This is a genomic window from Variovorax sp. GW821-FHT09D05, from assembly GCF_059416325.1.
This window is the reverse complement of the sequence record NZ_JBWKOZ010000001.1, coordinates 834,088-854,396: the sequence shown is the minus strand read 5'-3', so window position 1 is coordinate 854,396 and position 20,309 is coordinate 834,088. Positions and strand designations below refer to the sequence as shown.

At 65.0% G+C, this 20,309-nt stretch carries 22 protein-coding genes; 6 read left to right on the top strand and 16 right to left on the bottom strand.

What is annotated here, in order from left to right:
- Positions 1 to 6: 6 nt before the first annotated feature.
- The 6 genes from AC07O3_RS04055 (at position 7) to AC07O3_RS04030 (ending at position 6,283) form a co-directional block, all read left to right on the top strand.
- Positions 7 to 525 (top strand): GspH/FimT family pseudopilin, encoded by a 519-nt coding sequence (locus AC07O3_RS04055; RefSeq protein ID WP_426393120.1) that lies wholly within the window; start codon positions 7 to 9, stop codon positions 523 to 525.
- A gap of 130 nt (positions 526 to 655) precedes the next feature.
- Positions 656 to 1,489 carry a DUF6502 family protein gene (locus AC07O3_RS04050; protein ID WP_489012881.1) on the top strand — a complete coding sequence of 278 codons (834 nt, stop codon included), beginning with the start codon at positions 656 to 658 and terminating at the stop codon, positions 1,487 to 1,489.
- 5 nt (positions 1,490 to 1,494) lie between these two features.
- Positions 1,495 to 2,850, top strand: coding sequence for a DUF5666 domain-containing protein (locus AC07O3_RS04045; protein WP_495338632.1), 1,356 nt, complete (start codon positions 1,495 to 1,497; stop codon positions 2,848 to 2,850).
- Positions 2,851 to 3,073: 223 nt separating this feature from the next.
- Positions 3,074 to 3,553 (top strand): hypothetical protein, encoded by a 480-nt coding sequence (locus AC07O3_RS04040; protein ID WP_093058382.1) that lies wholly within the window; start codon positions 3,074 to 3,076, stop codon positions 3,551 to 3,553.
- A gap of 332 nt (positions 3,554 to 3,885) precedes the next feature.
- Positions 3,886 to 5,565 carry a sensor histidine kinase gene (locus tag AC07O3_RS04035; RefSeq protein WP_426393118.1) on the top strand — a complete coding sequence of 560 codons (1,680 nt, stop codon included), beginning with the start codon at positions 3,886 to 3,888 and terminating at the stop codon, positions 5,563 to 5,565.
- A 28-nt stretch (positions 5,566 to 5,593) separates the two neighbouring features.
- On the top strand, positions 5,594 to 6,283 hold the full coding sequence (locus AC07O3_RS04030) for a response regulator (RefSeq protein WP_093173670.1): 690 nt from the start codon (positions 5,594 to 5,596) through the stop codon (positions 6,281 to 6,283).
- 47 nt (positions 6,284 to 6,330) lie between these two features.
- Here AC07O3_RS04030 and AC07O3_RS04025 read toward each other — a convergent pair whose 3' ends face one another.
- The 16 genes from AC07O3_RS04025 to AC07O3_RS03950 all read right to left on the bottom strand — a co-directional run bounded on the left by AC07O3_RS04025 (position 6,331) and on the right by AC07O3_RS03950 (position 20,308).
- A complete protein-coding gene (locus tag AC07O3_RS04025; protein ID WP_307614198.1) occupies positions 6,331 to 7,245 on the bottom strand; it encodes a type II secretion system F family protein in 915 nt (304 codons plus the stop codon).
- A 12-nt stretch (positions 7,246 to 7,257) separates the two neighbouring features.
- Positions 7,258 to 8,250, bottom strand: coding sequence for a type II secretion system F family protein (locus AC07O3_RS04020; RefSeq protein WP_307614197.1), 993 nt, complete (start codon positions 8,248 to 8,250; stop codon positions 7,258 to 7,260).
- A gap of 9 nt (positions 8,251 to 8,259) precedes the next feature.
- Positions 8,260 to 9,630 (bottom strand): TadA family conjugal transfer-associated ATPase, encoded by a 1,371-nt coding sequence (locus AC07O3_RS04015; RefSeq protein WP_307614196.1) that lies wholly within the window; start codon positions 9,628 to 9,630, stop codon positions 8,260 to 8,262.
- 39 nt (positions 9,631 to 9,669) lie between these two features.
- Positions 9,670 to 10,821: a CpaE/TadZ family protein gene (locus tag AC07O3_RS04010; RefSeq protein ID WP_495338631.1), complete on the bottom strand. Its 1,152-nt coding sequence runs from the start codon at positions 10,819 to 10,821 to the stop codon at positions 9,670 to 9,672.
- Positions 10,822 to 10,837: 16 nt separating this feature from the next.
- The gene (locus tag AC07O3_RS04005) at positions 10,838 to 11,269 is read right to left on the bottom strand and encodes a TadE/TadG family type IV pilus assembly protein (RefSeq protein WP_307614194.1); all 432 of its coding nucleotides are present in this window, start codon (positions 11,267 to 11,269) and stop codon (positions 10,838 to 10,840) included.
- Positions 11,266 to 11,724 (bottom strand): TadE/TadG family type IV pilus assembly protein, encoded by a 459-nt coding sequence (locus tag AC07O3_RS04000; RefSeq protein WP_307614193.1) that lies wholly within the window; start codon positions 11,722 to 11,724, stop codon positions 11,266 to 11,268. Before AC07O3_RS04000 ends, AC07O3_RS04005 begins: the two co-directional genes overlap by 4 nt.
- A 5-nt stretch (positions 11,725 to 11,729) precedes the next feature.
- Complete coding sequence (locus AC07O3_RS03995; protein WP_307614192.1) at positions 11,730 to 12,992, bottom strand: pilus assembly protein TadG-related protein; 1,263 nt, start codon at positions 12,990 to 12,992, stop codon at positions 11,730 to 11,732.
- 230 nt (positions 12,993 to 13,222) lie between these two features.
- Positions 13,223 to 13,402, bottom strand: coding sequence for a Flp family type IVb pilin (locus tag AC07O3_RS03990; RefSeq protein ID WP_307614191.1), 180 nt, complete (start codon positions 13,400 to 13,402; stop codon positions 13,223 to 13,225).
- Positions 13,403 to 13,491: 89 nt separating this feature from the next.
- On the bottom strand, positions 13,492 to 13,698 hold the full coding sequence (locus AC07O3_RS03985; protein WP_307614190.1) for a Flp family type IVb pilin: 207 nt from the start codon (positions 13,696 to 13,698) through the stop codon (positions 13,492 to 13,494).
- 146 nt (positions 13,699 to 13,844) lie between these two features.
- A complete protein-coding gene (locus AC07O3_RS03980; protein ID WP_307614189.1) occupies positions 13,845 to 14,138 on the bottom strand; it encodes a hypothetical protein in 294 nt (97 codons plus the stop codon).
- Positions 14,139 to 14,149: 11 nt separating this feature from the next.
- Entirely contained in the window at positions 14,150 to 15,619 is a 1,470-nt protein-coding gene (locus AC07O3_RS03975; RefSeq protein WP_495338691.1) for a type II and III secretion system protein family protein, read from the bottom strand.
- 91 nt (positions 15,620 to 15,710) lie between these two features.
- On the bottom strand, positions 15,711 to 16,553 hold the full coding sequence (gene cpaB / locus AC07O3_RS03970; RefSeq protein WP_093058368.1) for a Flp pilus assembly protein CpaB: 843 nt from the start codon (positions 16,551 to 16,553) through the stop codon (positions 15,711 to 15,713).
- Between the two features lie 33 nt (positions 16,554 to 16,586).
- Positions 16,587 to 17,171, bottom strand: coding sequence for an A24 family peptidase (locus AC07O3_RS03965; protein ID WP_489012872.1), 585 nt, complete (start codon positions 17,169 to 17,171; stop codon positions 16,587 to 16,589).
- A gap of 15 nt (positions 17,172 to 17,186) precedes the next feature.
- Positions 17,187 to 17,333 (bottom strand): hypothetical protein, encoded by a 147-nt coding sequence (locus AC07O3_RS03960; protein WP_176928961.1) that lies wholly within the window; start codon positions 17,331 to 17,333, stop codon positions 17,187 to 17,189.
- A gap of 210 nt (positions 17,334 to 17,543) precedes the next feature.
- On the bottom strand, positions 17,544 to 19,286 hold the full coding sequence (locus tag AC07O3_RS03955) for a Mur ligase (RefSeq protein ID WP_495338630.1): 1,743 nt from the start codon (positions 19,284 to 19,286) through the stop codon (positions 17,544 to 17,546).
- On the bottom strand, positions 19,283 to 20,308 hold the full coding sequence (locus AC07O3_RS03950; protein WP_495338629.1) for a hypothetical protein: 1,026 nt from the start codon (positions 20,306 to 20,308) through the stop codon (positions 19,283 to 19,285). Before AC07O3_RS03950 ends, AC07O3_RS03955 begins: the two co-directional genes overlap by 4 nt.
- Position 20,309 lies beyond the last annotated feature (1 nt).

The window sequence follows — 20,309 nt, the reverse complement described above, 5'->3', positions numbered from 1 at the left end:
GGGTCCGTGAATCGCAAAAGCAAGAGCACACGAGGCCGTCATGGCGGCTTCACGCTGATCGAGCTCATGGTCACGCTGACGGTGCTGGTGGTGCTGATCACCATTGCCGTGCCCTCGTTCGACGGTGTACGCCTGTCGACACGGCTGAATTCCTACGCCACGGCACTGGTCGCCGGCGGCCAGCTTGCGCGCAGCGAGGCCATCAAGCGCAATGCTCCTGTCACCCTGTGCGTTTCGGCCGACGGCGCCAGTTGCAGCACTTCGGGCCAATGGGAAACCGGCTGGATCGTGGTGAGCGGCACAAAAGTGCTGCTGCAGCAGCCGGCCGCGGCCGGCGGTTACCAGTTGCGCGACACAGGAGGGGCGAGCGCCCTCACCTTCCAGGCCACCGGCGTCGGCGCCAGCCCGGCCAGCATCACGATCTGCCGGGCCTCGCCCAGCGCCGGCCAGACCCGCCTGGTCAACATCAGCGCCACGGGCCGGACCAGCGTCAAGCGTGTGGCCGATGGAACCTGCGCCGGGTAAAGCCGAACCGCAAACAGTGGTCCAAAGCTTTCACATGTGACTATTGCACATGACAATAGCGGGCAATGATCGGCGGCTGCTGCCGCTGATCCTCTTTTGAACCGCACCTTCAGGAATAACGCTCGCCTCCATGGAACATCGGCTGGACTGGGCCCTCGCCGCCTGCGCTCGCATTCTTCGACCGGTGGTAAGGCTCGCCCTCGCGATGGGGGTCAAGCACCCCCACCTCGAGGAATTGCTGCGCGACCTGTTGCTCGAAGAGGCCCAGCGAAGCTGGCGCAACCAGGGCGTGCCCAAGCCCAACCTGAGCCAGTTGTCCATCACGACCGGCCTGAACCGCAAGGCGGTGACCGCCAAGGTCCGCTCCACCGTCGACCCCCTGCCCCACACCGAGCTGTCGGCAGCAGCCAAGACTTTCACGTTGTGGTTGCAGATGCTTACTCAGGATGACACTTTCAGGCGCCTGCCCATCACGGCAGGCAATGCCGCGCCTTCTTTCGAGGCCGTGGCGCGAATGAGCAGCCGCGGCGACGTGCACCATCGCACCATCCTCGACGAGCTGGTGCGCCTGCAAATGGTGACCGAGGACGCAGGAGTGGTCGAACTCACGGCCGACGGCTTCGTGCCGGTGCAGGATCTCCAGTCCATGCTGGCCTTCCTGGGAGACAACGGCCGTGACCACCTGCTGGCTGCCGTCTCCAACACCCTGGGCGAGGAGCCCAGAATGCTCGAGCGGGCGGTGTACGCGCGCGGGCTCACGTTGCAGGAATGCGAGCAGATCCAGCGCCTCGTCCGGGAACGCTGGGCAACCCTGCACCACGAGCTGACGCAGGAAATGACACAGGCAGTCGACCGCGCTCCTGCCGGAGCAAAGGGGCGCATCAGGGTCGGCATCTACACCTATTACGAAGACGAGAGCGCGCCTGTGCCGCCCCGCCCCTCTGAAAGCGAGCCCAAGCCATGAACACGATGAAGACACCCCGCCGGCTCATGCTCGGCCTTTTGTCCGTCGGCCTCATGGCCCTGCTGCTGTCCTGCGGCGGGGGTGGAGGTAGCGGCAGTGGCTCCGTGGGCGGCCTGGGCCTCGGCACGGGTGGCGCCACGCAGACAGGCACCGGAGGGGATACCTCTACAGGAGCGGGGACAGGAACGGGAACAGGTTCCACGGGCACGGGCGGCTCAGGCGGCACGGGCGGCGATACGACCGCCGGCAACAGCAACACCGACGGCTCCGGCGTAGGTTCGGGCGGCACCGGCGTGACCGCCGACGCCGCCGGCATCGGTGCTGCGGACGGCCTGGGCAGCATCATCCTCAACGGGCTGCGCTACGACACCGACAGCGCCACCTTCACCATTGAAGACGCCACCGAGCTGCAGATCGGCATGAGCGCGCGCGTCGCCGGCAAGGTCGACGCCAACTTCACCAGCGGCGTCGCCACCCAGGTCCAATCGGCTGCCGAACTGCGCGGCGCGGCTTCGGGCATCGACACCTCGGCCGGCAGCTTCGTCGTGATGGGCACCGTCGTGAGCATCGACTCGGCCACCGTCTGGGCCGACGCGAACGGACTGGCGGACATCAACCTGAACAGCATCGTGCAGGTGTGGGGCCTGCCAAGCGCACCGGGCGCCCTGCGCGCCACGCGCATCCAGATCGCCCCCACGCTGACCGATCCGCTGGTCACAGGGACCGTGCAGAACCTGGACACCGTGGGCAAGACATTCACGCTCGGCCAGCTGACGATCAACTTCAGCTCGGCTGCCTTCACGGGCATGAACGCATCGTCGCTTGCCAACGGCATCATCGTCCGCGCCCGAAGCACTGTCGCGCCGGTCGCAAGCGTGCTCACGGCCACGACAGTGCAGGGCTGGTATGCCATCCCAGTGAGCGACGGCATCGCTGTGCAGCTGGCGGGCGTCATCACCGACTTCGGCTCGCGCGGCTCGTTCAAGGTGCTGGGCACGCCGGTCGACGCGACCAATGCGCAGATCACGGGCGGCCCTGTGGGATCGCTCGGCAACGGCGTGAAAGTCGAGGTCGACGGCTTCATGTCGGGCGGTGTGCTGGTGGTGAAGAAGCTGCGCATCCGCAACGTTCCGGGCACGGGCGGCCCGGCATCGTTCACGCTGATCGGCGCCATCGGCGCGTACCAGTCGCCTGCCAGTTTCAAGGTCCGCGGTCAGCCCGTGGACGCCAGCGGCAGCGGCGTCATCTTCGAGAACGGCACCGCAGCGAACCTGGGCAACGGCCAGCGGGTGACCGTTGTCGGAGACCGGGTGGTCGACGGCGTGCTGATCGCACAGCGGGTGACATTCACCACGCCTTGAGGCTGCCAGGGGCGCCCGCATTGCCTGGGCGCCCTCTTCTTTCGCAATCCACAGCAGATTTCATCCACGGCCTCATGGTCGTGGAGTGCCTCCTATCGACAAGGCCGGGCGGTTGATGTAAAACAAAATAACTAAAGTGAAAAAATCACATTTAAACCCGAACGACCCTCGGACCTAGTGACGAACCGCTCGATACGCACGGAAGGTCCAGATAGGAGCATGTATGCCGCTTACCCTCCTCCTTCGACTTCTGCACGAGAAGTTTCCGGCGACGCTCACGGCTGACCCGGACATCAGGAACGCATCGGTCCTGCTGGCGACCGGACTCATCGAGGCCGAATTTCATCTCGATCACTTCGGCTATCAACAGTACGAGAGCGCCGTGGTGTTCGCCATCACGGACGCGGGACACGCGGAGATCGCCAGCCTGCAGACCGGCAATGTTGCAACGACTGCCGAGGGCCAGGAATGGCCTGTCATGCCACTCGACTACCTGCGCAAGATCGGCAATTCGATCTTCCCGCTGCGCATCGACGATCCAGCGGAGATCAACTCGGTGGCCGTGTTGAATGCGGCGGGCATGGTGGAAGCCACGCTTCCCCCGACCTGCCGCACCCGGCAGAACCAGCAGAAGTTCAAGCAGGCGGTAGTCCTGCGGGTCACTCCCCTGGGGCGCACGGCCCTGGTTGCACGGCGGATGTGAACCTGGAGGGGCGGCGGCTGGCTCGCCGCAACGCATCGAACGGGTACCTGCAAATAGCGTACTTCTCGCCATCGGGCGGGGCCGTCCCCCTCGACAGGCATTCGAAAAAGCCTGTGATCTGGATGAATGTTTCTTAATGCAACAGACGTCACAAATCAGCCAGGCTCATCGACCCCCAATTGTCTTCGACTACGAAAGTAGTAATGTGAAACCTTCACATACATCGCTTTCAGGTGCGAAGAATGAATTCCAAAATGACACCACCGAGCTTTGCCACCCACTCCGGAATGGCCTGCCTGGCGTGATGCGCCTGGTGCCAAGGATCCTTCGCCATGCTGGCTCGCACCACTGCTGCTCCCGACGTCGACGCAAGCGTCGCCGCGGATGCCCTCATGGTGGCCCGCATGCGGCTGGTGCTCTCGGTCTCCGCGCTGCTGGCTGTCGCGGTCGATGCCGGTGACAACCGGTTGCAGGTTCCCGTCTGGCTGGCCTTTTCCGGATACATCCTGCACAGCCTGCTGGTGTATGCCTGCACGCGAATGGGCCGCCCGTATTTCCAGGGCAAGGCCATCCACTGGTCCGACGTGCTGTGGTTCACGCTCATCATCTTCGTGACCGACGGCGTCCAGAGTCTTTTCTTCCTCTTCTACTTCTTCGCGATCCTCACCTCCTCGTTCCGCTGGGGTTTCGAGGAAGGCGCCCGCGTGACGGTCGCGTCGGTCGCGTCGTTCGCCGCCTGCGGCCTGGCCACCAGCACGGGCGGCGACTCGCCGCAGCTGCTGATGCGGACCACTTTCCTGCTGGCGCTGGGGCACATGATCGTGCATTGGGGCGGCTCGAAGCTGGGCCTGCAGCGGCGCCTCGCGCTCCTGGGCGATGTCTGCCAGCTTTCGAACCCCCGCTTCGGGGCCGGCCGCACCGTCGCCCGCACGATGGAAAAGACACTGGCCTTCTTCAGGGCAAGCCACTGCATCCTCCTGACGCGGGACACATCCACCGGCAACTGGATCCTGCGCACGCTGCGCAAGAACGACGCCTGCGAACACATCAGCGTCGAGACGATCGGCCGCATCGCCGAATCGCCTCTCATGGCGCTGGCGCCGGACCACACCGTGCTCTGCAACCGCCTGCCCTGGCCCATGAACTGGCTGTGCGCGCAAAGCCATGTCTTCGAAGCCGGTGCAAGCGGCTGGCGCATAGAGGACGACGAAGGTGCGCAGCGCTGCGCCGCAGTGATCGCCATGCTGGAGGCCCGTGCTTTCATCAGCGCCCCGCTGCCGATGCGGCTGGGCGAGGGCCGGGTCTTCGTGTCGTCCCGTGACGGACTGTTCAACAAGTCCGACGCGCTGTTCCTGGCGCACCTGATGGAACAGATCTTCCCGGTCATCGAGACCATCGAGGTGCTCGACCGGATGGCCTCCGAAGCCGCGGCTACAGAGCGCCTGAAGTTCGCGCTGGACCTGCACGACACGGCCGTGCAGCCGTACATCGGCCTGCGGATGGGCCTGTGCGCGCTGCGCAAGAAGGCGACCGCCGACAACCCGCTGCGCGAAGACCTCGACAAGCTCGCGAGCGTGGCCGACGGCGTGATCGCCGACCTGCGCCGCTACGCTGGTGCGGTCAAGCACAGCGCGAACAGCCCCTGCGGGCTTGTACTGCCCCATCTGCATCGCCAGGCCGAGCGGATCAAGGGGCTCTACGGCATCGAGATCGCCATCACCGTCGACGGCCAGGTCCAACTGGACGACCGGATGACCGCGGAAGTCCTGCAGCTGGTGGGCGAGGGATTGAACAACATCTGCAAGCACACCCAGGCGCAACACGGCAGCGTCCGCCTCGGCTGCAAGAACGGGCAGTTACAGCTGCGCATCGAGAACGAAGCCTGCGAAGAGAGCTTCACGAAGTTCCTCCCACGCTCCATCACCGAGCGCGCTGCGGCCCTCGGCGGGCGGGCGCAGGTGCGCCAGTGCGCGAGTGGCGGCACTGCGGTGCTGGTGGAAATTCCCATCTAAAAAAGACAAGCCAAGGAAGGAATCAGTCATGCAACCAGTTGCCCATTCCATCGGTGTCCTGCTCGTGGACGACCACCAGACCATGCTGTGGGGCCTGTCAAGGCTGATCGACGGCGAGCAGCCGCGCATGCGGGTCGTCGGCACGGCCAGCTGTTGCGAAGACGCAGTGGCAACCTCGGACGATCTCGCCCCCGACGTCATCGTGCTCGACCTCGACCTCGACGGCCGGTGCGCCATCGACATCCTGCCCAGGCTTTTGTCGAACGAGGTGTCGCGCGTCGTCGTGCTCACCGCAGAGCGTGAGCAGCGCACCCTCGACCTCGCCGTGCTGCACGGCGCGCGCGGCGTGATGCGCAAGGACGCCCCGGCCCAGCAGGTACTCGAGGCCATCGAGCGCGTCTACAAAGGCGAGCTTTGCGTCGATGCGCAAACCATGGGCCGCGTCTTCTCTCAGCTGACTTCGGTGAAGAAGCCCCCGAAGGCCGACCCCGAAGCCACCAGGCTGGCGAGCCTGACGCAGAAAGAACGGGAGATCGTCCGCATCGTCGTGGCCGGCAGCGGCGCCTCGAACAAGGCACTGGCCGAGAAGCTCTTCGTCACCGAGCACACGCTGCGCAACCACCTCACGTCGATCTACCAGAAGCTCGGCGTGACGAACCGCCTCGAGCTGTACATCTACGCGGTGAAGCACCAGCTCGACACGGCGCCGGCGCACTGAAACAGCGCGCCGCACCGGGTTGCCCCAGGGTCCCAGGGGCATCCAATTCAAGACGCCCCGTTGAGCATCGGCATGACCATCCGGATGATGCGAATCACCGCCGGCGTAAGGATCACCATCGAGATACACGGGAAGATGCACAGCACCAGCGGCAGCAGCATCTTCGTCGGCACCTTGGCAGCCTGTTCTTCGGCGCGAACCTGGCGCTTGTGGCGCAGATCGTCGGAGAACACGCGCAGCGATTCGCCGATGCTGGTGCCAAACCGGTCCGACTGGGTCAGCATGGTCGCGAAGGTGCCGATCTCTTCCACGCCCGTGCGCAGCGCCAGGTTGCGCAGCGACTTCTCGCGCGTAGCGCCGGCGCGCATTTCGAGGTTGGTCCAGTGCAGCTCCTGCGCCAGCGCCACGCTCTTGACCTGGATTTCTTCGGTGACCTTGGCCAGGCCGGCGTCAAGCCCCAGCCCTGCTTCGACGCACACGAGCATCAGGTCGGCGGCGTCAGGAAAGTTCTCGAATATCTCGCGGCGGCGCGCGCGAATGAGCACGTACAGAACCATGTTGGGCAGGTAGCAGCCGGCCAGAGCCGCCACCGCGAGGTACAGCATCATCTCCGTGCCGTCCGTCGCCCCCGTCGTCCGCATCCCCAGGAACGCGAGCGCCGCAAAGCCCAGTGGCAACAGCGTCTTCATGCCGAAGTACACGAGGTAAGCATCCGGGTAGCGGATGCCTGCATTCAGGAACCGCACGCGCAGCGGTGACAGGGCCGCGTCGCCGGTGGGCGAGGACAACTGCGCGAAGGGACCGACGATCCTGACGGCGGTCTCGGTCCAGTTCGCCTTGCCGGCCGACGGCGCCACTGCCTGCAGCCGCTGCGCGGTGCGCGTTGGGGACATCCAGACCGCCAGCCCGGCGATCGCCAGCGATACGGCCAGGAAAACGAGGATGGGAAACAGTATGGTCATGGTCCTTCTCCTTCAGACGCGAATCTTCACGAGCTTGCGCAAGAGCACGATCCCCACGAGCATCAGCCCCAGCATGTACTTGATCACCGTCTGCCCGATCGGGTCCGTCCACAGCGGCGCCATGAATTCGGGGTTGAAGATGTTCATCAGCGCCGCCAGGGCGAACGGCATGAGCCCCAGGATCCAGGCCGACAGGCGCCCTTCGGACGACAGTACCCGCACCCGCGCGAGCAGCTTGAGCCGGTCGCGAATGAGCTTGCTCAGGTTGCCCAGCACCTCCGTCAGGTTGCCGCCGGAGTCGCGCTGGATCAGCACCGCCACCACGAAGTAGCGCAGGTCGGTGAGCGGCACGCGCTCGCTGAGGTTGGTCAGGGCCTGCTGCAGCGAGACGCCGAAATTCACCTCGTCGGCAACCATGCGGAACTCGGTGGCGATCGGGTCGGCCATTTCTTCGCCGATCATCTGCACGCCGCTGGCGAACGAGTGCCCCGCGCGCAGGGCGCGCGTCACCAGGTCCAGCGCATCCGGAAGCTGCCTCTCCATGTGGGCCAGCCGGCGGCTGCGCTGGCGCTGCAGGTAGAGCACTGGAAGCATCGCCGCGCAGACCCCGACGGCAAGCGACAGCAGCATCGACTGGTGGCCCACCCACGCCGTCACGAAGAACGCGAACACGCCGAGCGCGCCGCATGCCAGCAGGAAACTGGAAACCGTCCAGTCCAGCCCTGCCTGCAGGATGAAGCGGTCCAGCCGGTGCGCCCGCGGCAGCGTCAGCAGCATGCGCTGCATCCACGGCACTTCGCTGAGCATGCGCTCCTTGACCAGGTGGGCCTGTTGTGTGCGATCGACCGCGGCGGAAAACGCCTGCAGCCGCTTCTCGATCTTGCGCGCCCCGGGCCCCTTGTAGGAGCGCCACAGCAGGTACAGGCCTTCGATCATCAGCAGCACTGTCACGAAAACCAGCACGGTGACGGTGATGAGCGCATTGCCTCCAAGATTGCTGAACATGGCTGTCTCCTATTCGTAGTGCTTGGCCGGATCGAACATGGTGTCGGGCAGGTCCACGCCATAGGCATGCAGCCGCTCCGCGAATTTCGGCCTGACACCGGTCGCGTGGAAATGGCCGCGCACCAGGCCATCGGGCCCCATGCCGGTCTGGTGGAAAGTGAAGATCTCCTGCATGGTGACCACCTCGCCTTCCATGCCGGTGATCTCCTGGATGCTGGTGACCTTGCGCCGCCCGTCGACCAGCCTCAGCACCTGCACGACCACCGTGATGGCCGAAGCGATCTGCTGGCGCACGGTGCGGTGCGGCAGGTTCAGGTTCGCCATGCCGATCATGTTTTCCAGCCGTGCCAACGCATCGCGCGGCGTATTGGCGTGGATGGTGGTGAGCGAGCCTTCGTGGCCTGTGTTCATCGCCTGCAGCATGTCCACCGCCTCGGCGCCGCGCACTTCGCCGATGACGATGCGGTCGGGCCGCATGCGCAGCGCATTGCGCACCAGCGCGCGCTGCGTGATCTCGCCCTTGCCTTCGATGTTCATCGGCCGCGTTTCCATGCGTGCCACGTGCGGCTGCTGCAGCTGGAGTTCAGCGGCGTCCTCGATGGTGATGATGCGTTCGGTCGGCGGAATGAAGCCCGACAAAATGTTCAGCAGCGTGGTCTTGCCAGCGCCCGTGCCGCCGGAGATGAGCATGTTGACCTTCGCCTGGGCCAGCCCCTCGAGCATCTGCGCCATCGGCGGCGTCAGTGTCTTGAGCTCGTTCACGAGGTTCTCCATGCGCAGCGGGATCTTCGCGAAACGGCGGATCGACATCATCGGCCCGTCCAGCGCCACCGGCGCGATGACCGCATTGACGCGCGAGCCGTCGGGCAGCCGCGCATCGACCATGGGGCTGGACTCGTCGATGCGCCGCCCCACCAGCGAGACGATCTTGTCGATGATGCGCAGCAGGTGCTTCTCGTCGGTGAAGCTGACGTTGGTCAGCTCCAGCCGGCCCCGGCGCTCGACGTAGATCTTCTCGTGCGAATTGATCAGGATGTCCGAGACGGATGGGTCCGCCATCAACAGCTCGATCGGCCCGAAGCCGAGCATCTCGTGCTGGATGTCGCGAATCAGCGTGCGCCGCTCGATGTCGTTGAGCGCCTCGGGCTCTTCCTGCAGCAGCCGCGTGACCATGGTCGAGATTTCCTGGCGCAGCACTTCGGGCTTCAGGGTTTCGAGCGCCGCCAGGTCGAAGCGCTCCAGCAGCTTCAGGTGCATGCGCTCCTTCAGCAACTTGTAGGCATCCGACGCAAAGGGCGGTGTGGTCAGGTCGGCTGTGTGCCCTTCGGGCCGTGCAGTGGGATCGGCTTCGATCGCATTGAGCTGTTCTCTGAATGACATGGGAACCTGCCTTGCTGTTGGGGAATGATCCTGTGCTACTTATGCGCGGCGGAAGAGCCGTCCGATGAAGCTGGGCGTCGCCTCCTGCCGCGGACTGAGCGTTTGAGCAATTTCGGCAAGCCGCTTGGCGAGCGCGCTGCCGCGCGACATCTCCGCCAGCGGCACGCCCCGGTTGATGGACGCATCCACGTCCTTGCCACCGTCCGGCACGATCGTGAGCGTCGCGCCGACGAGTGAGCGGCGCATGTCCGACAACCCGATCTCCCCGCCGCCGGCGCTGCGGTTCACGAGTAGCTCGACCTTGCCTGGTGCGTAGCCCAGCGACTTGAACACCTGCATCAGCCGCGTCACGTTGCGGATGTGCGGCAGGCTTGGCTGCAGCACGGGGAAGATGCGGTCCGCGCGGTCCAGCACCTTGATCGAGAGCGTGTCGATGCGCGTGCCGAGGTCGAACAGCACGAAGTCGTACATCGGCAGCGCAACCTGCAGGATCGCGTCGATGTGTTCGGCCTTCACCTCCAGCGCGCGCGAAAGATCGTCGGGTGCAGGCAGGATGCTGAAGCCCGGCGCCACGCGCACCACGCTGGCCGCGAGCAGCGAGGCGTCGAGGCGGCCGATGTCGCGCGCAACGTCCGCCATCGTGGAGGTCGGCCGCATATCGCTGACATACGACAGCGCATCGCCGAACTGCAGGTTCAGGTCGATCAGCAGCACCGAGCGCTCCCGCGAGAGCTGGTGAGCGATGTTGGTCGCGAGAAAGGTCGCTCCGCTGCCGCCCTTGCAGGGCATGAACGCCACGACCTGCCCAGGGCTGCGGGCCTGCGTGCCTGCCATCTTGAGCCCGATGCGCTCGACGGCGGCTTCGAGCGCGACGGTGTCAGAGGGCGACGGCAGCACCTCGCGCACACCCGCACGCATCGCGTGGATCAGGAACTCCGGCGTCTGCATGGCGCACAGCAGCACCACCGCGATTGCCGGGTGCTGCATCGTGAGCTTCTCCACCAGCGCGAGCTCCTGGAGATCGCAGCACATGCCGTCGACCAGCAGGAGCTCCGGAGCCGCCTTCTCGACGACCCACTGCATACGGCTCTTGCCGCCTTCGAAAAGCGACACGTGATGCGAGCGCGCCTCGAGGACCTTGCGCATGTCCTGGAGATGGTTCGGATTGGGAGAAATGATGGCGATCTTCATGGTCGTGTCCGGTGCGTTACGAGGAACAGATGGCCGCGCTGTTCGGGTCCTTGCGCATGACCTCGCGCGGCAGGTAGGTCGAGAACCCAGGCATGGGGATCAGTGGCGCTGTGGCGCCCACGATGGGAGAGATCCACTGGTAGTTCAGGCCGGTGATGCTGACGGTGACGCCCTGGCAGGTCGCCGCCGTGCAGCCCGACGGCTCCCACGCCACCGAGACGGTGTTGATCTGCGGCAGCAGCGCCTTCATGCGGGCGAGCACGAGCGCCTGCTGGGCCGTGTCGTCGCATACCACCGCATACCTGGCCCCTGTGCGCGTGGCCTCCTGGGCCGCGCTCCACGTGAACAGCATGCGCGAGAAGTCGACGATGCCCAGAACGAACATGAGGAAGATGAGCAATCCCAGGGCGAATTCGACGGTCGTCGCGCCGTTGACGTGGTGTCTCATGACGGAGCCCTCATGGTGGCGGTGATGTCACTGAAGACGATGTTGCCGTTCGCGTCGGCGAAGACGACACCCATCACCGAACGGAACATCGAATGGAAGGTGTAGCTGCTGACACGCACCGTGACCGTGGTGATGATCGGGCCCGCACCGGCCGACTGCCAGGTGCAACAACTGCCGGCCGGCACGTTCGAAAGGCTCAGCCCGCGTGCCAGCGGCGTTCCGGTGCCAGCGGTGTTGCCGTACACGATCAGGTTGCGTGCCTCGGCGACGTGCGTGTTGGGCGTCTGCACCGACAGGTAGCGCACCGCGTCGCGGGTCGATTTGACGACGGCGTTGTACTCATACATTGCACGGCCGAACTCGGTGGTGACGAAGGTCAATAGCAGCAGCAGCGGGATGATCAGCGCCAGCTCGACCAGTGCGGTGCCATGCTGAGTGCGATGGGAATTTTTCATGATGCTTACCTCACCAGGACCGGAACCAGTGGGCCTGCCGATCCGCCAGCCAATCCGCCGGTGGTACAGGGGCTGCCCGCGGCGCCCGCATTGCCGCGAAATTCCAGCTGCGTATCGGTCATCGGAATGCTCAGCGGCTGCAGCATCAGCATGCAGGCGTAGTCGATCACGTGGTTGCCGCCGTCAATGACAGGCACCGTGACGAAGCGACGGTCCAGGCCGTACTGCATGTGGCCTCCGGCGACGTTGCCGGGGTTGGCCAACTTCTGGAAACCGTTGAGCGACAGCCCGGTGATCGATTCGCAACTGCCCGAGCCATTCACTTTCGTGCCGGTGTCGGCGCACGACGCGAAGGCGGCCCGCTTGGTCAGGAAATTCTGCACTCCCCCGTTCGGCGGGCCGCTATAGGCATTGAACTGCGCTGGCCAGTTGAGCGAGGTGTAGGCGTAGCCGGTGTAGTCGGGTCGTCCCACGCTCGGATCGCCGCTGTTCTTGTAGATACCGAAGCGCTGGTTCCAGACATCGGCCACCGAGGTCTGCACGCCGGGCGTGCCGAGCGTGTCGCCCACCCTAGTGCCGCAACGGCCGTTGAGCTCGGCTTCGGTTTCCGAGGCGCTGTTGCTGCCGTCGAGATTCGCCCAGCCGATCTGGCCGCCCACGGCCGCGTTCTGCGCCTGGATGAGCTTCACCCATTCGCCGATGGCGAAGCCGTAGTTCGGTGCCGTGCCGCCCGGCTTGGGCTTCATCGCAACCGGAATGGGACACGCGGTCTGTGCACTGGCGCGGGTGGCGACTGCGCTCGCCGCCACGCTGCGGGTCGCCGGATTGCCTGCGGTGTCACCCGAAAAGGCACCCAGGGCCTGCATCAGCCACATCTTGATGTTGGGCTGGCTGTGCGCGCACTGCGCGTAGACGGCCACGGCGGGATCGATCGTGGACGCATAGGCGGCATCGCGGAAGGTGATTTCAGTGGCCACGATCTGGCCCTGCCCGCTCCAGGTGGCCGACTGCATGTTCACCCGGTTCGCATTGCCGGCCGTCTGGCCGGCGCTCTTTGCCCGCGTGATCGCCGAGCCCTGTTTGTCGAGCTCGCGCGCCGCGGCCAGCGCGCAACTGTCCACCGCCGTCTGCAGTTCGGTCTTGACGACAAACAGATGGCCAAAGTCGAGCGCAATGCCCATGAAGCCCAACAGGAACAACAGGAGCAGCGCGGCAGTGACGATCATCGCGCCACGCTGGCGGTGATGACGAGTACAACGAACTTGCATGGTGGGCCTCGTGCGCAGTGAGGGTGATTCGGCACAAAAGGCTCAGGAACAACCCGAACCGTTGAGGCAATTGGTGACGCGGGTGAGTGCGTGCTCGAACACCTGGGCACCGTGCTCGTCCTGCATGAATGACTTGAACATGATGAGAACCTCGCTTCTGTGTTGAGCAGGCCGCCTGAACGGTGGGCTGCGAGCCGTGGACAAGCCAGCCCGCCCCACCCTCGCACTGTTTATGGACAGGACACTCCGGTGAGGCAGTTGCTCACGTGATCGACGAAGGTCCCGAAACTGCCGCCGTTGTCGGTGAGCGCCCTCAGTGCAACGACCAGCGCGATCGAGATGACGGCGATGATCAATGCGTACTCGACGATCTGTGCGCCGCTCTCGTCCTGCAGGAATGACTTGAACATGGTGACTACCTCGCTTCCTTGTTGAAGAGGGTGGCGGAAGCGGACATCGGATCGGGCAACAGCCCTGCCCGCCCCGCCCCTCAATCTGCTTATGGGCAGGACACTCCTGTGAGGCAGTTGCTCACATGAGTGATGAAGGTCGTGAAGCTGGCGCCGGTGGTGAGCGCCCGCAGTGCGACGATCAGCGCGATCGAGATGACGGCGATGATCAGTGCGTACTCGACGATCTGTGCGCCGTCATCGTCGCGGAGGAAGCCGCGGGTGGATTGGCCGATGGCCTGGAGAAAGTTCTTCATGGTTCTTTCCTTTCAAGGTTTGAACAGTTGGAAATCAGGTTTGAAAACAATGGTGTGGTGAGGGAAAAAAGTTCGTTGCAGTTCGTGGCGCTCTCCTTTCCAGGTAAAGACTTCGAGGATCGAATTCGAGAGAAAAACGCAGCCCGTCACTTGCCCGAGCCGCCGCCCTGGCTACCGATGCCGCCGCCGATGTTGATGACGTTGACCGCCGGCGGCGGCGACTTGTAGGACTCGTGGTACTGATTCATCGACTCGCGCGCCGAGCGGCCGTCCATGCCCGCGACCGGGTCACCGTTCTTGCCGGCGTTCGGGTTCAGCGTCATCTTTTTCCTTGCATCGCGCACCGCGTCGCCGAAGCGCGCGTCGTAGTTGGGCGTGACATGCGAGCAGCCGGTGGCAAAAAGGCATGCGAGCGCAATGGCGGTCGATCTGATGAACATGACGGTGCTCCTCACGGGGTTTCGCTGGCCGGGGCGGCCGGTGCCGGGGTGGCGCTTTCAAGGGCGCCGTTGAAATAAACCTCGGCGCGGCTGGGAACGACGTGGTTGTCCGTCGGTACCCGCGGCGACTCGGCCAGCGGACGAACCAGGCGCGGCGTGATGACGAACATCAGCTCGGTCTGTTCGTTCTGGAACTCGGTGCTGCGAAACAGCGCACCCATGACCGGCACTTCGCCCAGGCCCGGATAGCGCTTGATGGTCTCGTTCACATTGCTCTTGATGAGCCCCGCAATGACAAAGCTCTGCCCGTCATTGAGCTGCACGGTGGTGTCGGCGCGCCGCACCGTCAGCGAGGGCAGCACCGCGGTAACGCCTCCGACCGTGGTGAAGGGCGAACCGGTCTGCGTCAGGTCTGACACCTCGGACACCATCTTGAGGTTGATCCGGTCGCCGTTGAGCACCGTGGGGGTGAACTTGACCCCGATGCCGAACTCCTTCTCTTCCAGCGTGATGTTCGTCCCGCTGCCGCCGGCGGAGCTTTGCGCCACCGGAATGAAGATCTTGCCGCCCGAAAGGAAGCTGGCCTGCTGGCCACTGATGGCCATGATGTTGGGCTCCGCAAGAATGCGAACCAGCCCGTCGTCCTTCTGGCCGTCGATGGTCAGCGAGGTGCGGCCGATGCGTAGCGCCTGGACCAGGCCCGCGCCCGTGCTCAGGAAATTCGAGATCAGTGAGTAGTTGTTCAGCCCGCCGTTGCCCGAACGCGCAATCCCGACGCGCGCGCCCAGCCGGTCGAGCAGGGTCTTGCTGACCTCGGCGATCTTCACTTCGAGCATCACCTGCTGCGGTGTCGCGATGCGCAGCAGGTTCACCACCTTCTTGCCGTCCGCGCCGTAGGCCGATGCCAGGCTCATCACGTCGTCGAGCTTGAGCGCGTCGCTGATCTCGCCGGTGAGCACGATGGATTTTTCTGCACTGCGCACACGGATGCGGCGCTCTTCGGGCATCAGCTCCGCCAGCTTGGCCTGCAGCGCCATCGGATCGATGGTGACGATCACGTCCTTGATGTAGCAGGTGCCGTCGGCGCTCTGCAGCACGACGTTCATCGAGCCTGCCTGGCGGCCGCGGAAGAACAGGTCGGTCGGGCTCAGCAACGTCACATCGACATCGGCAACGCCATCGCCGGTGTTCGCATTGGCGGTCATGGCCGGTGCGGGCTGCATGCCTGCCGGCACGGCGGCGGCAGCGGCAGCGGGTGCCCTTGCCGACGGCTGGCCGCTGACCACGATGCGCACCACACGCGCCTTCAGCGGAATGACCACCGACTTGCCCAGCACGGCCTGGGTTGGCTGGTCGTCCGGAATGATGGCGGTGCAGCGTCGGGCGTTGGCGGCGTTGCCCGCCGCCGCCGGAGGCGTTGCAAGTGCTGCGGCGGGCATGGCGGCCGTGGCCGAGGCGGTTGCCGCGACCTCCGCGCCCATGGCGGGAACCGCCACTGTCGCGAGGGTCGCCAGCAGACTGGCGAGTGTTGTTGAGATATGGCGCACTTGGTGTTCCTCCTGATGAACCGGATCAGAAACAGGTCAGCGAGCTGCCCGCGTGCTGGATGACTTCCACGCACTGGGAAGCCGGCTGCGCGGCGGGGCCTGCACGATGAATACGCGGGCGGGCCGGGGCCGGCGCAGCAGCGGTGGAGACTTGCACGATGGCCTTCTCGCCGAACAGCTGGCCCTTGGTGATGCCGCCGGTGGCGACCGTGGTCTTGTCCATCTGGTTGCGAAGCACCAGGGACAGCGTTCCCACGCTGCGTGCCAGGTCGAGCTTTTCCGAGTCCTCGAGCGAGAGTTCGAGCGTCACGGCGCTCACGACCTTGGGCTTGGTGTCGTCGCGGTTGGCCTCCTGTGCCACCGCCAGCACCAGCACTTTCTCGAGTACGGTCTTGCTGATCTGCGACGCCTCCTCGCCACGGCCCTTGTCCTGCTGGGCGTTGACCATCACGTCGACGTAGTTGCCCGGCAGCGCGAAGCCGGCGACGCCGACCACGTCGTTTACGCGCACCGTCATGGCTCGCTTGCCACTGGCGATCACCGCCGACAACCCGCCCTGGGTGCCCACCGGCGCCAGCTTGCCTTCCATGATGGCTTCGCCGCGCAGCACGCCGACCTTCACCACGCGGTCCTCCAGCGCCTTGATGTCGCTGAACGAGCCGTGCGGCGTGGAGCCGCTGGGCCAGTCGACCGTGGACAGCATCTGCGCGTTGACGCGGCTGCCCAGTTCGATGTCGACGGCAGCCACCACGACCTTGTTGGACGCGATGCCGCTTTGCCTGGAGATCCACCCGGCCGCGTAGACCGCGGCCGCCAGCCCCGTCAGAAGGGCCAGAAGGATCAGCCCGATTGCCTTGATGTTCTTCATACGAACCTCCGTCGCAGGTAAAAGATGGGAGGGCTAGACATAGCCCAGTTGATGCGCGAGCACTTCGACCACCGTGCCCGCCGCGATGCAGATGCCGTAGGGCAGCTTTCCCACGGACTGGCTCATGTGAACGTGCCCCGTAGGGCGGATGCCCGCCATGCTCGAGATCGCCATGCCTTGCGCCGCCGTCTTGACGTTGGCCAGCATGTGCGCCAGGCGACGGCGGTGGATGGCGAACACCAGTGCCGCCACGCCTCCGGCAATGAAGGTGAAGAGCACCGCCATCAGCGTCTGCTGCGGGCCGATGAAGGCCCCGGCCATGGCCATGAGCTTCACGTCGCCCGCTCCCATCAATCCCAAGACATAGAACGGCAGCATCGCGGCGAAGCCCACGCCCAGGCCACCGAAAGCGCTCATTGCGCCTGCAGTCGGCGTGCGGGCGGCAAGCGTCCCGTAGATGAGCGCGAAGAGCGCCCCGCCGAAGGTCAGCCAGTTGGGAATGCGGTAGGAGCGCCAATCGCTGACGGCAGCCACTGCGAGCAGTGCGACGAGCGCGAGCATTCGAACGTCTGTAGCCAGCATTGCCAGCAGTTCGAGAACAGCGTCGAGGTCTTGCATGGTTGGCTCCGTGGGTCAGGCGCTGCGCCGGATGGCGAGCAACAGGAGCAGGCACACGACCATCACCAGAGCGCCGATCAGCGCGACCTCCATGAACGACATGCCTGCGTCTTCCCGCAGCAGGTTCATGAAGGTTCTTGGCAGTGGTGCGAGCAGTTCCATGCGTGTTCCCCGTTTGTCGTGACCGGCCCGAATCGCCTGTTTGCCCGGCATGGGCAGAAGCGTTCGGCCTGGGGATGACTTTAGGAATCGCGCTGTCTTCGCACATGAGCGAAGCGCCCCTTTGCAGGGGAGTCAAGCGCCCTGCCCGCTTGGGCTCGGGACCATGACAAACCGCCTACCCGGAGCGTTTCCGGGCGGCAAGAGACACCGCTACGTCTGCGCGAAGGCGGCTGGTGCCGCTTGCCTTGCCTCTTCCTGTTGCGTCAGGAAAGGCCGCCCGCCGCCCTGCAGGTACTTCCAGTACGCGACATAGCCCGACAGGTAGTGCTCCACATCGTCGATGCGCACGCGGTAGCTGTGATGGCGGATGAAGAAGCTGCCCACGATGCGCCCCGGGTTCTTGAAGAACATGGCGATCTCGGGCCAGAAGTGGCCCGTCAGCAGGTAGCGGGCACGCTGCTCCAGGGCCCGGTAGAACTTGTCGATGTCGAAGCCGCGCAGCAGGTGCTCGTGCTGCGGGTCGGCTTGCATGCGCGCGATCATCTTCTGCGCTGCCATCATCAGTTCCAGCAGCGTCGGAAAGGTGGTGATGCGCTCGAGCACGAAGTCCAGATGGTCGCGCACGTTGTCCAGGCCGAAGCGGTAGTAGCGCTCGTCCGATCTGTAGAGCGTGAGTTCGTTGACGCAGTAGCTCAGCCAATGATCGTGGGCCTGCCAGTGTCTGGCTTCGATGAAATGCCCGAATGCTTTCTCCACGGTCTGCAGCCAGCGTGGATCATTGGTCAGCCCGTACAGGCGCATGAGGCCGAAGGCGGCCTCGCCGTCGTAGTAGATGATCCGGTTCTCTTCTTTCACGCTGAGGTCGGGGTGGTTCAGCACATGCACGAAGCGGCCCGAGCCCGGGTCCTGCATGTGCACGATGCCCAGGGCCAGCTGCTCCATCAGCGGCAGGTATTGCCAGTCGCCGGTGAGTTCGGTGTACTTGACCATCGCCAGCAGGCACACGGCGTTGCCGCCCAGCTTGATTTCGTTGTCGTTGTCGACATCCACCAGGAAAGCGCCCTGCTCTCCGCCGGGCAGCGTGGCGCGCTGGATCAGCGTCTGCGTGAGGTAGGCCAGCGCCCGGTCGATCGCGGCCTTGTGCTCGGAGCGCTGCGTCAGCTCCCAGCCTTCGAGCAGCGCGTAGGTGGAACTGGCGTGCCGCAGCGCGTTGTAGGTGGGAATGGGACGGTCGAAGCAGGGAAACCAGCCGTAGTGGTACTGGCCGGTCGGCTTGACCTGCCGTGCGAGGTATGCGGTGCTGGTCGCAACGATGTCGTGCACCTGGCTCGCATCCCAGTTCGGCATGACGCGATGGCCCTTGCCCCGTCCCTGATGCTCGATGGTGTGAAGCTGCCTGCCGTCGGTGAACACTGCCCGCGTGTCGAAGACCCAGATCGGCTGCTGCGCCTGGGTCGGCCACTCCAGCTCCTGCCCGTAGCGGTACTTGCCGTAGAGCTTGAGATTGGCCGCATTGGGTGTCGCTTCTTCGAGTGCGCCGTCGTACAGCACGGCGTGCGCACCAATCTCAGGCTCGAGAATGGCCACGGAAAAATCGGGCTTGAACGCGATGCCATGGCGAAAGTAGTTGCGCTTGGTCGTCGAAAGGCCATGCTTCAGTTCCTGCCAGGACATGGCGTGCACGGTGTGCACCACGTCCACCCGCAGCCAGATTGGCGCGGCGCCCTTCTGCTTGCGCAGCCAGGCATTCAGCAACTGCGCCCCCCTGACCCATGCCTGCTCGAAATTCTTTCCGCGGATGGTGACGACATGGGCCCGCTCCTTCCCGTTGCAGACCGACATGAAGAGCACGCCCGCGGCCTCTGCGTCGATGCCGGCGCTGGCGCTCGTGCATTCATCCCACAAGGTTGCAATCGCGGGCCGGGCCGACGCCAGCAGTTCACCCAGACTCATGGCACATCCTTTTTCACAAGCGCCTCCAGCGCAAGAAATTCTTCCAGTTCGGCCGATCTACGGGCCTTCGAGCGCGCCGCTTCACTCCGCGTCGCCTGGAGCACGCCTTTGAATATCTCAGTGTCGTACGCGGAAGAGCGCTGATCCTCCTCCTTCCAGCCGAATACCGGCCAGCCATTTCGCGCCGCGACCTGCCGGTCGAGCGGGCCTAGCGCCTCCAGCAGCGCCTTGATGAAGGCCGCGCCGTGCAATTGATCGTCCTGGATGACCAGGCTGCCATCGACGTAAGTGGTCTGCACCAGGCCGGACGGCAGCCTGAGCCGGCCGTCGGGGTCGAGCATGCCCGCCAGACGGTTCCACATGCCGCTTGCCCCGTAGGTCTGCGAGAACACCTGCTCGCGCAGTACCGGCAGTGTGGCCGGCAACGGCTGCTGCGGTCCGCTTCCGGGGCGCAGCGCGTATTCCGACCAGCGCGCGGTGCCTTCCAGGAACCAGCGCGCCTTGAACATGGTGTAGCCGTACTGGTACTGATGAAAAAGCTCGTGGATCGGCGTCACGTTCTGGTTCGCGTGGCGGTTGAGCAGATCGATGCGAAGAGCACAGCCGCCGGCCGCTTCGTCGGAGCCCAGCCGGTAGTTCATCACCTCGTCGTAGGACATCCCGTTGCCCTTCTCCATCTTCAGCAGGAATACGTCGATCGAAGTGGCGCGTGCATAGCGTGGCTGGCGCATGGGGTGCGTCAGCCCCATCACATCGGTGAACAGCCTGCGCCCCACGACCAGTTGCGTTGCCACGTCCTGCACCTTGTCGGGTATGCCGTTGCGGTCGAGGTCGCGAATGTCCGGCAGCGCGTGGGCCCCCTCCAGCGTGTAGCGGATGCGGAACTCGTCGCGCACATAGACGCGGTCGAGCTGGGAGAGCGTTGCGCTGCGCTCCACCCGGCAACGGCCGGCCTCGGCTTCCTGCGCAGCGACGGGCAGCACAGCTGCCACCAGGCACACCAGCCATCGGGCATTCTTCATG

What these genes read in the sequence shown, in the direction of transcription:
- AC07O3_RS04020 (WP_307614197.1), bottom strand. Translation starts at nt 8,250, where the DNA reads ATGTTCAGCAATCTTGGAGGCAATGCGCTCATCACCGTCACCGTGCTG.
- AC07O3_RS04045 (WP_495338632.1), top strand. Translation starts at nt 1,495, where the DNA reads ATGAAGACACCCCGCCGGCTCATGCTCGGCCTTTTGTCCGTCGGCCTC.
- AC07O3_RS03990 (WP_307614191.1), bottom strand. Translation starts at nt 13,402, where the DNA reads ATGTTCAAGTCATTCCTGCAGGACGAGAGCGGCGCACAGATCGTCGAG.
- AC07O3_RS03965 (WP_489012872.1), bottom strand. Translation starts at nt 17,171, where the DNA reads ATGCAAGACCTCGACGCTGTTCTCGAACTGCTGGCAATGCTGGCTACA.
- AC07O3_RS03955 (WP_495338630.1), bottom strand. Translation starts at nt 19,286, where the DNA reads ATGAGTCTGGGTGAACTGCTGGCGTCGGCCCGGCCCGCGATTGCAACC.
- AC07O3_RS04025 (WP_307614198.1), bottom strand. Translation starts at nt 7,245, where the DNA reads ATGACCATACTGTTTCCCATCCTCGTTTTCCTGGCCGTATCGCTGGCG.
- AC07O3_RS04030 (WP_093173670.1), top strand. Translation starts at nt 5,594, where the DNA reads ATGCAACCAGTTGCCCATTCCATCGGTGTCCTGCTCGTGGACGACCAC.
- AC07O3_RS04015 (WP_307614196.1), bottom strand. Translation starts at nt 9,630, where the DNA reads ATGTCATTCAGAGAACAGCTCAATGCGATCGAAGCCGATCCCACTGCA.
- AC07O3_RS03960 (WP_176928961.1), bottom strand. Translation starts at nt 17,333, where the DNA reads ATGGAACTGCTCGCACCACTGCCAAGAACCTTCATGAACCTGCTGCGG.
- AC07O3_RS03995 (WP_307614192.1), bottom strand. Translation starts at nt 12,992, where the DNA reads ATGCAAGTTCGTTGTACTCGTCATCACCGCCAGCGTGGCGCGATGATC.
- AC07O3_RS03950 (WP_495338629.1), bottom strand. Translation starts at nt 20,308, where the DNA reads ATGAAGAATGCCCGATGGCTGGTGTGCCTGGTGGCAGCTGTGCTGCCC.
- AC07O3_RS04040 (WP_093058382.1), top strand. Translation starts at nt 3,074, where the DNA reads ATGCCGCTTACCCTCCTCCTTCGACTTCTGCACGAGAAGTTTCCGGCG.
- AC07O3_RS04000 (WP_307614193.1), bottom strand. Translation starts at nt 11,724, where the DNA reads ATGAAAAATTCCCATCGCACTCAGCATGGCACCGCACTGGTCGAGCTG.
- AC07O3_RS04035 (WP_426393118.1), top strand. Translation starts at nt 3,886, where the DNA reads ATGCTGGCTCGCACCACTGCTGCTCCCGACGTCGACGCAAGCGTCGCC.
- AC07O3_RS03980 (WP_307614189.1), bottom strand. Translation starts at nt 14,138, where the DNA reads ATGTTCATCAGATCGACCGCCATTGCGCTCGCATGCCTTTTTGCCACC.
- AC07O3_RS03975 (WP_495338691.1), bottom strand. Translation starts at nt 15,619, where the DNA reads ATGGGCGCGGAGGTCGCGGCAACCGCCTCGGCCACGGCCGCCATGCCC.
- AC07O3_RS03985 (WP_307614190.1), bottom strand. Translation starts at nt 13,698, where the DNA reads ATGAAGAACTTTCTCCAGGCCATCGGCCAATCCACCCGCGGCTTCCTC.
- AC07O3_RS04010 (WP_495338631.1), bottom strand. Translation starts at nt 10,821, where the DNA reads ATGAAGATCGCCATCATTTCTCCCAATCCGAACCATCTCCAGGACATG.
- cpaB (WP_093058368.1), bottom strand. Translation starts at nt 16,553, where the DNA reads ATGAAGAACATCAAGGCAATCGGGCTGATCCTTCTGGCCCTTCTGACG.
- AC07O3_RS04050 (WP_489012881.1), top strand. Translation starts at nt 656, where the DNA reads ATGGAACATCGGCTGGACTGGGCCCTCGCCGCCTGCGCTCGCATTCTT.
- AC07O3_RS04005 (WP_307614194.1), bottom strand. Translation starts at nt 11,269, where the DNA reads ATGAGACACCACGTCAACGGCGCGACGACCGTCGAATTCGCCCTGGGA.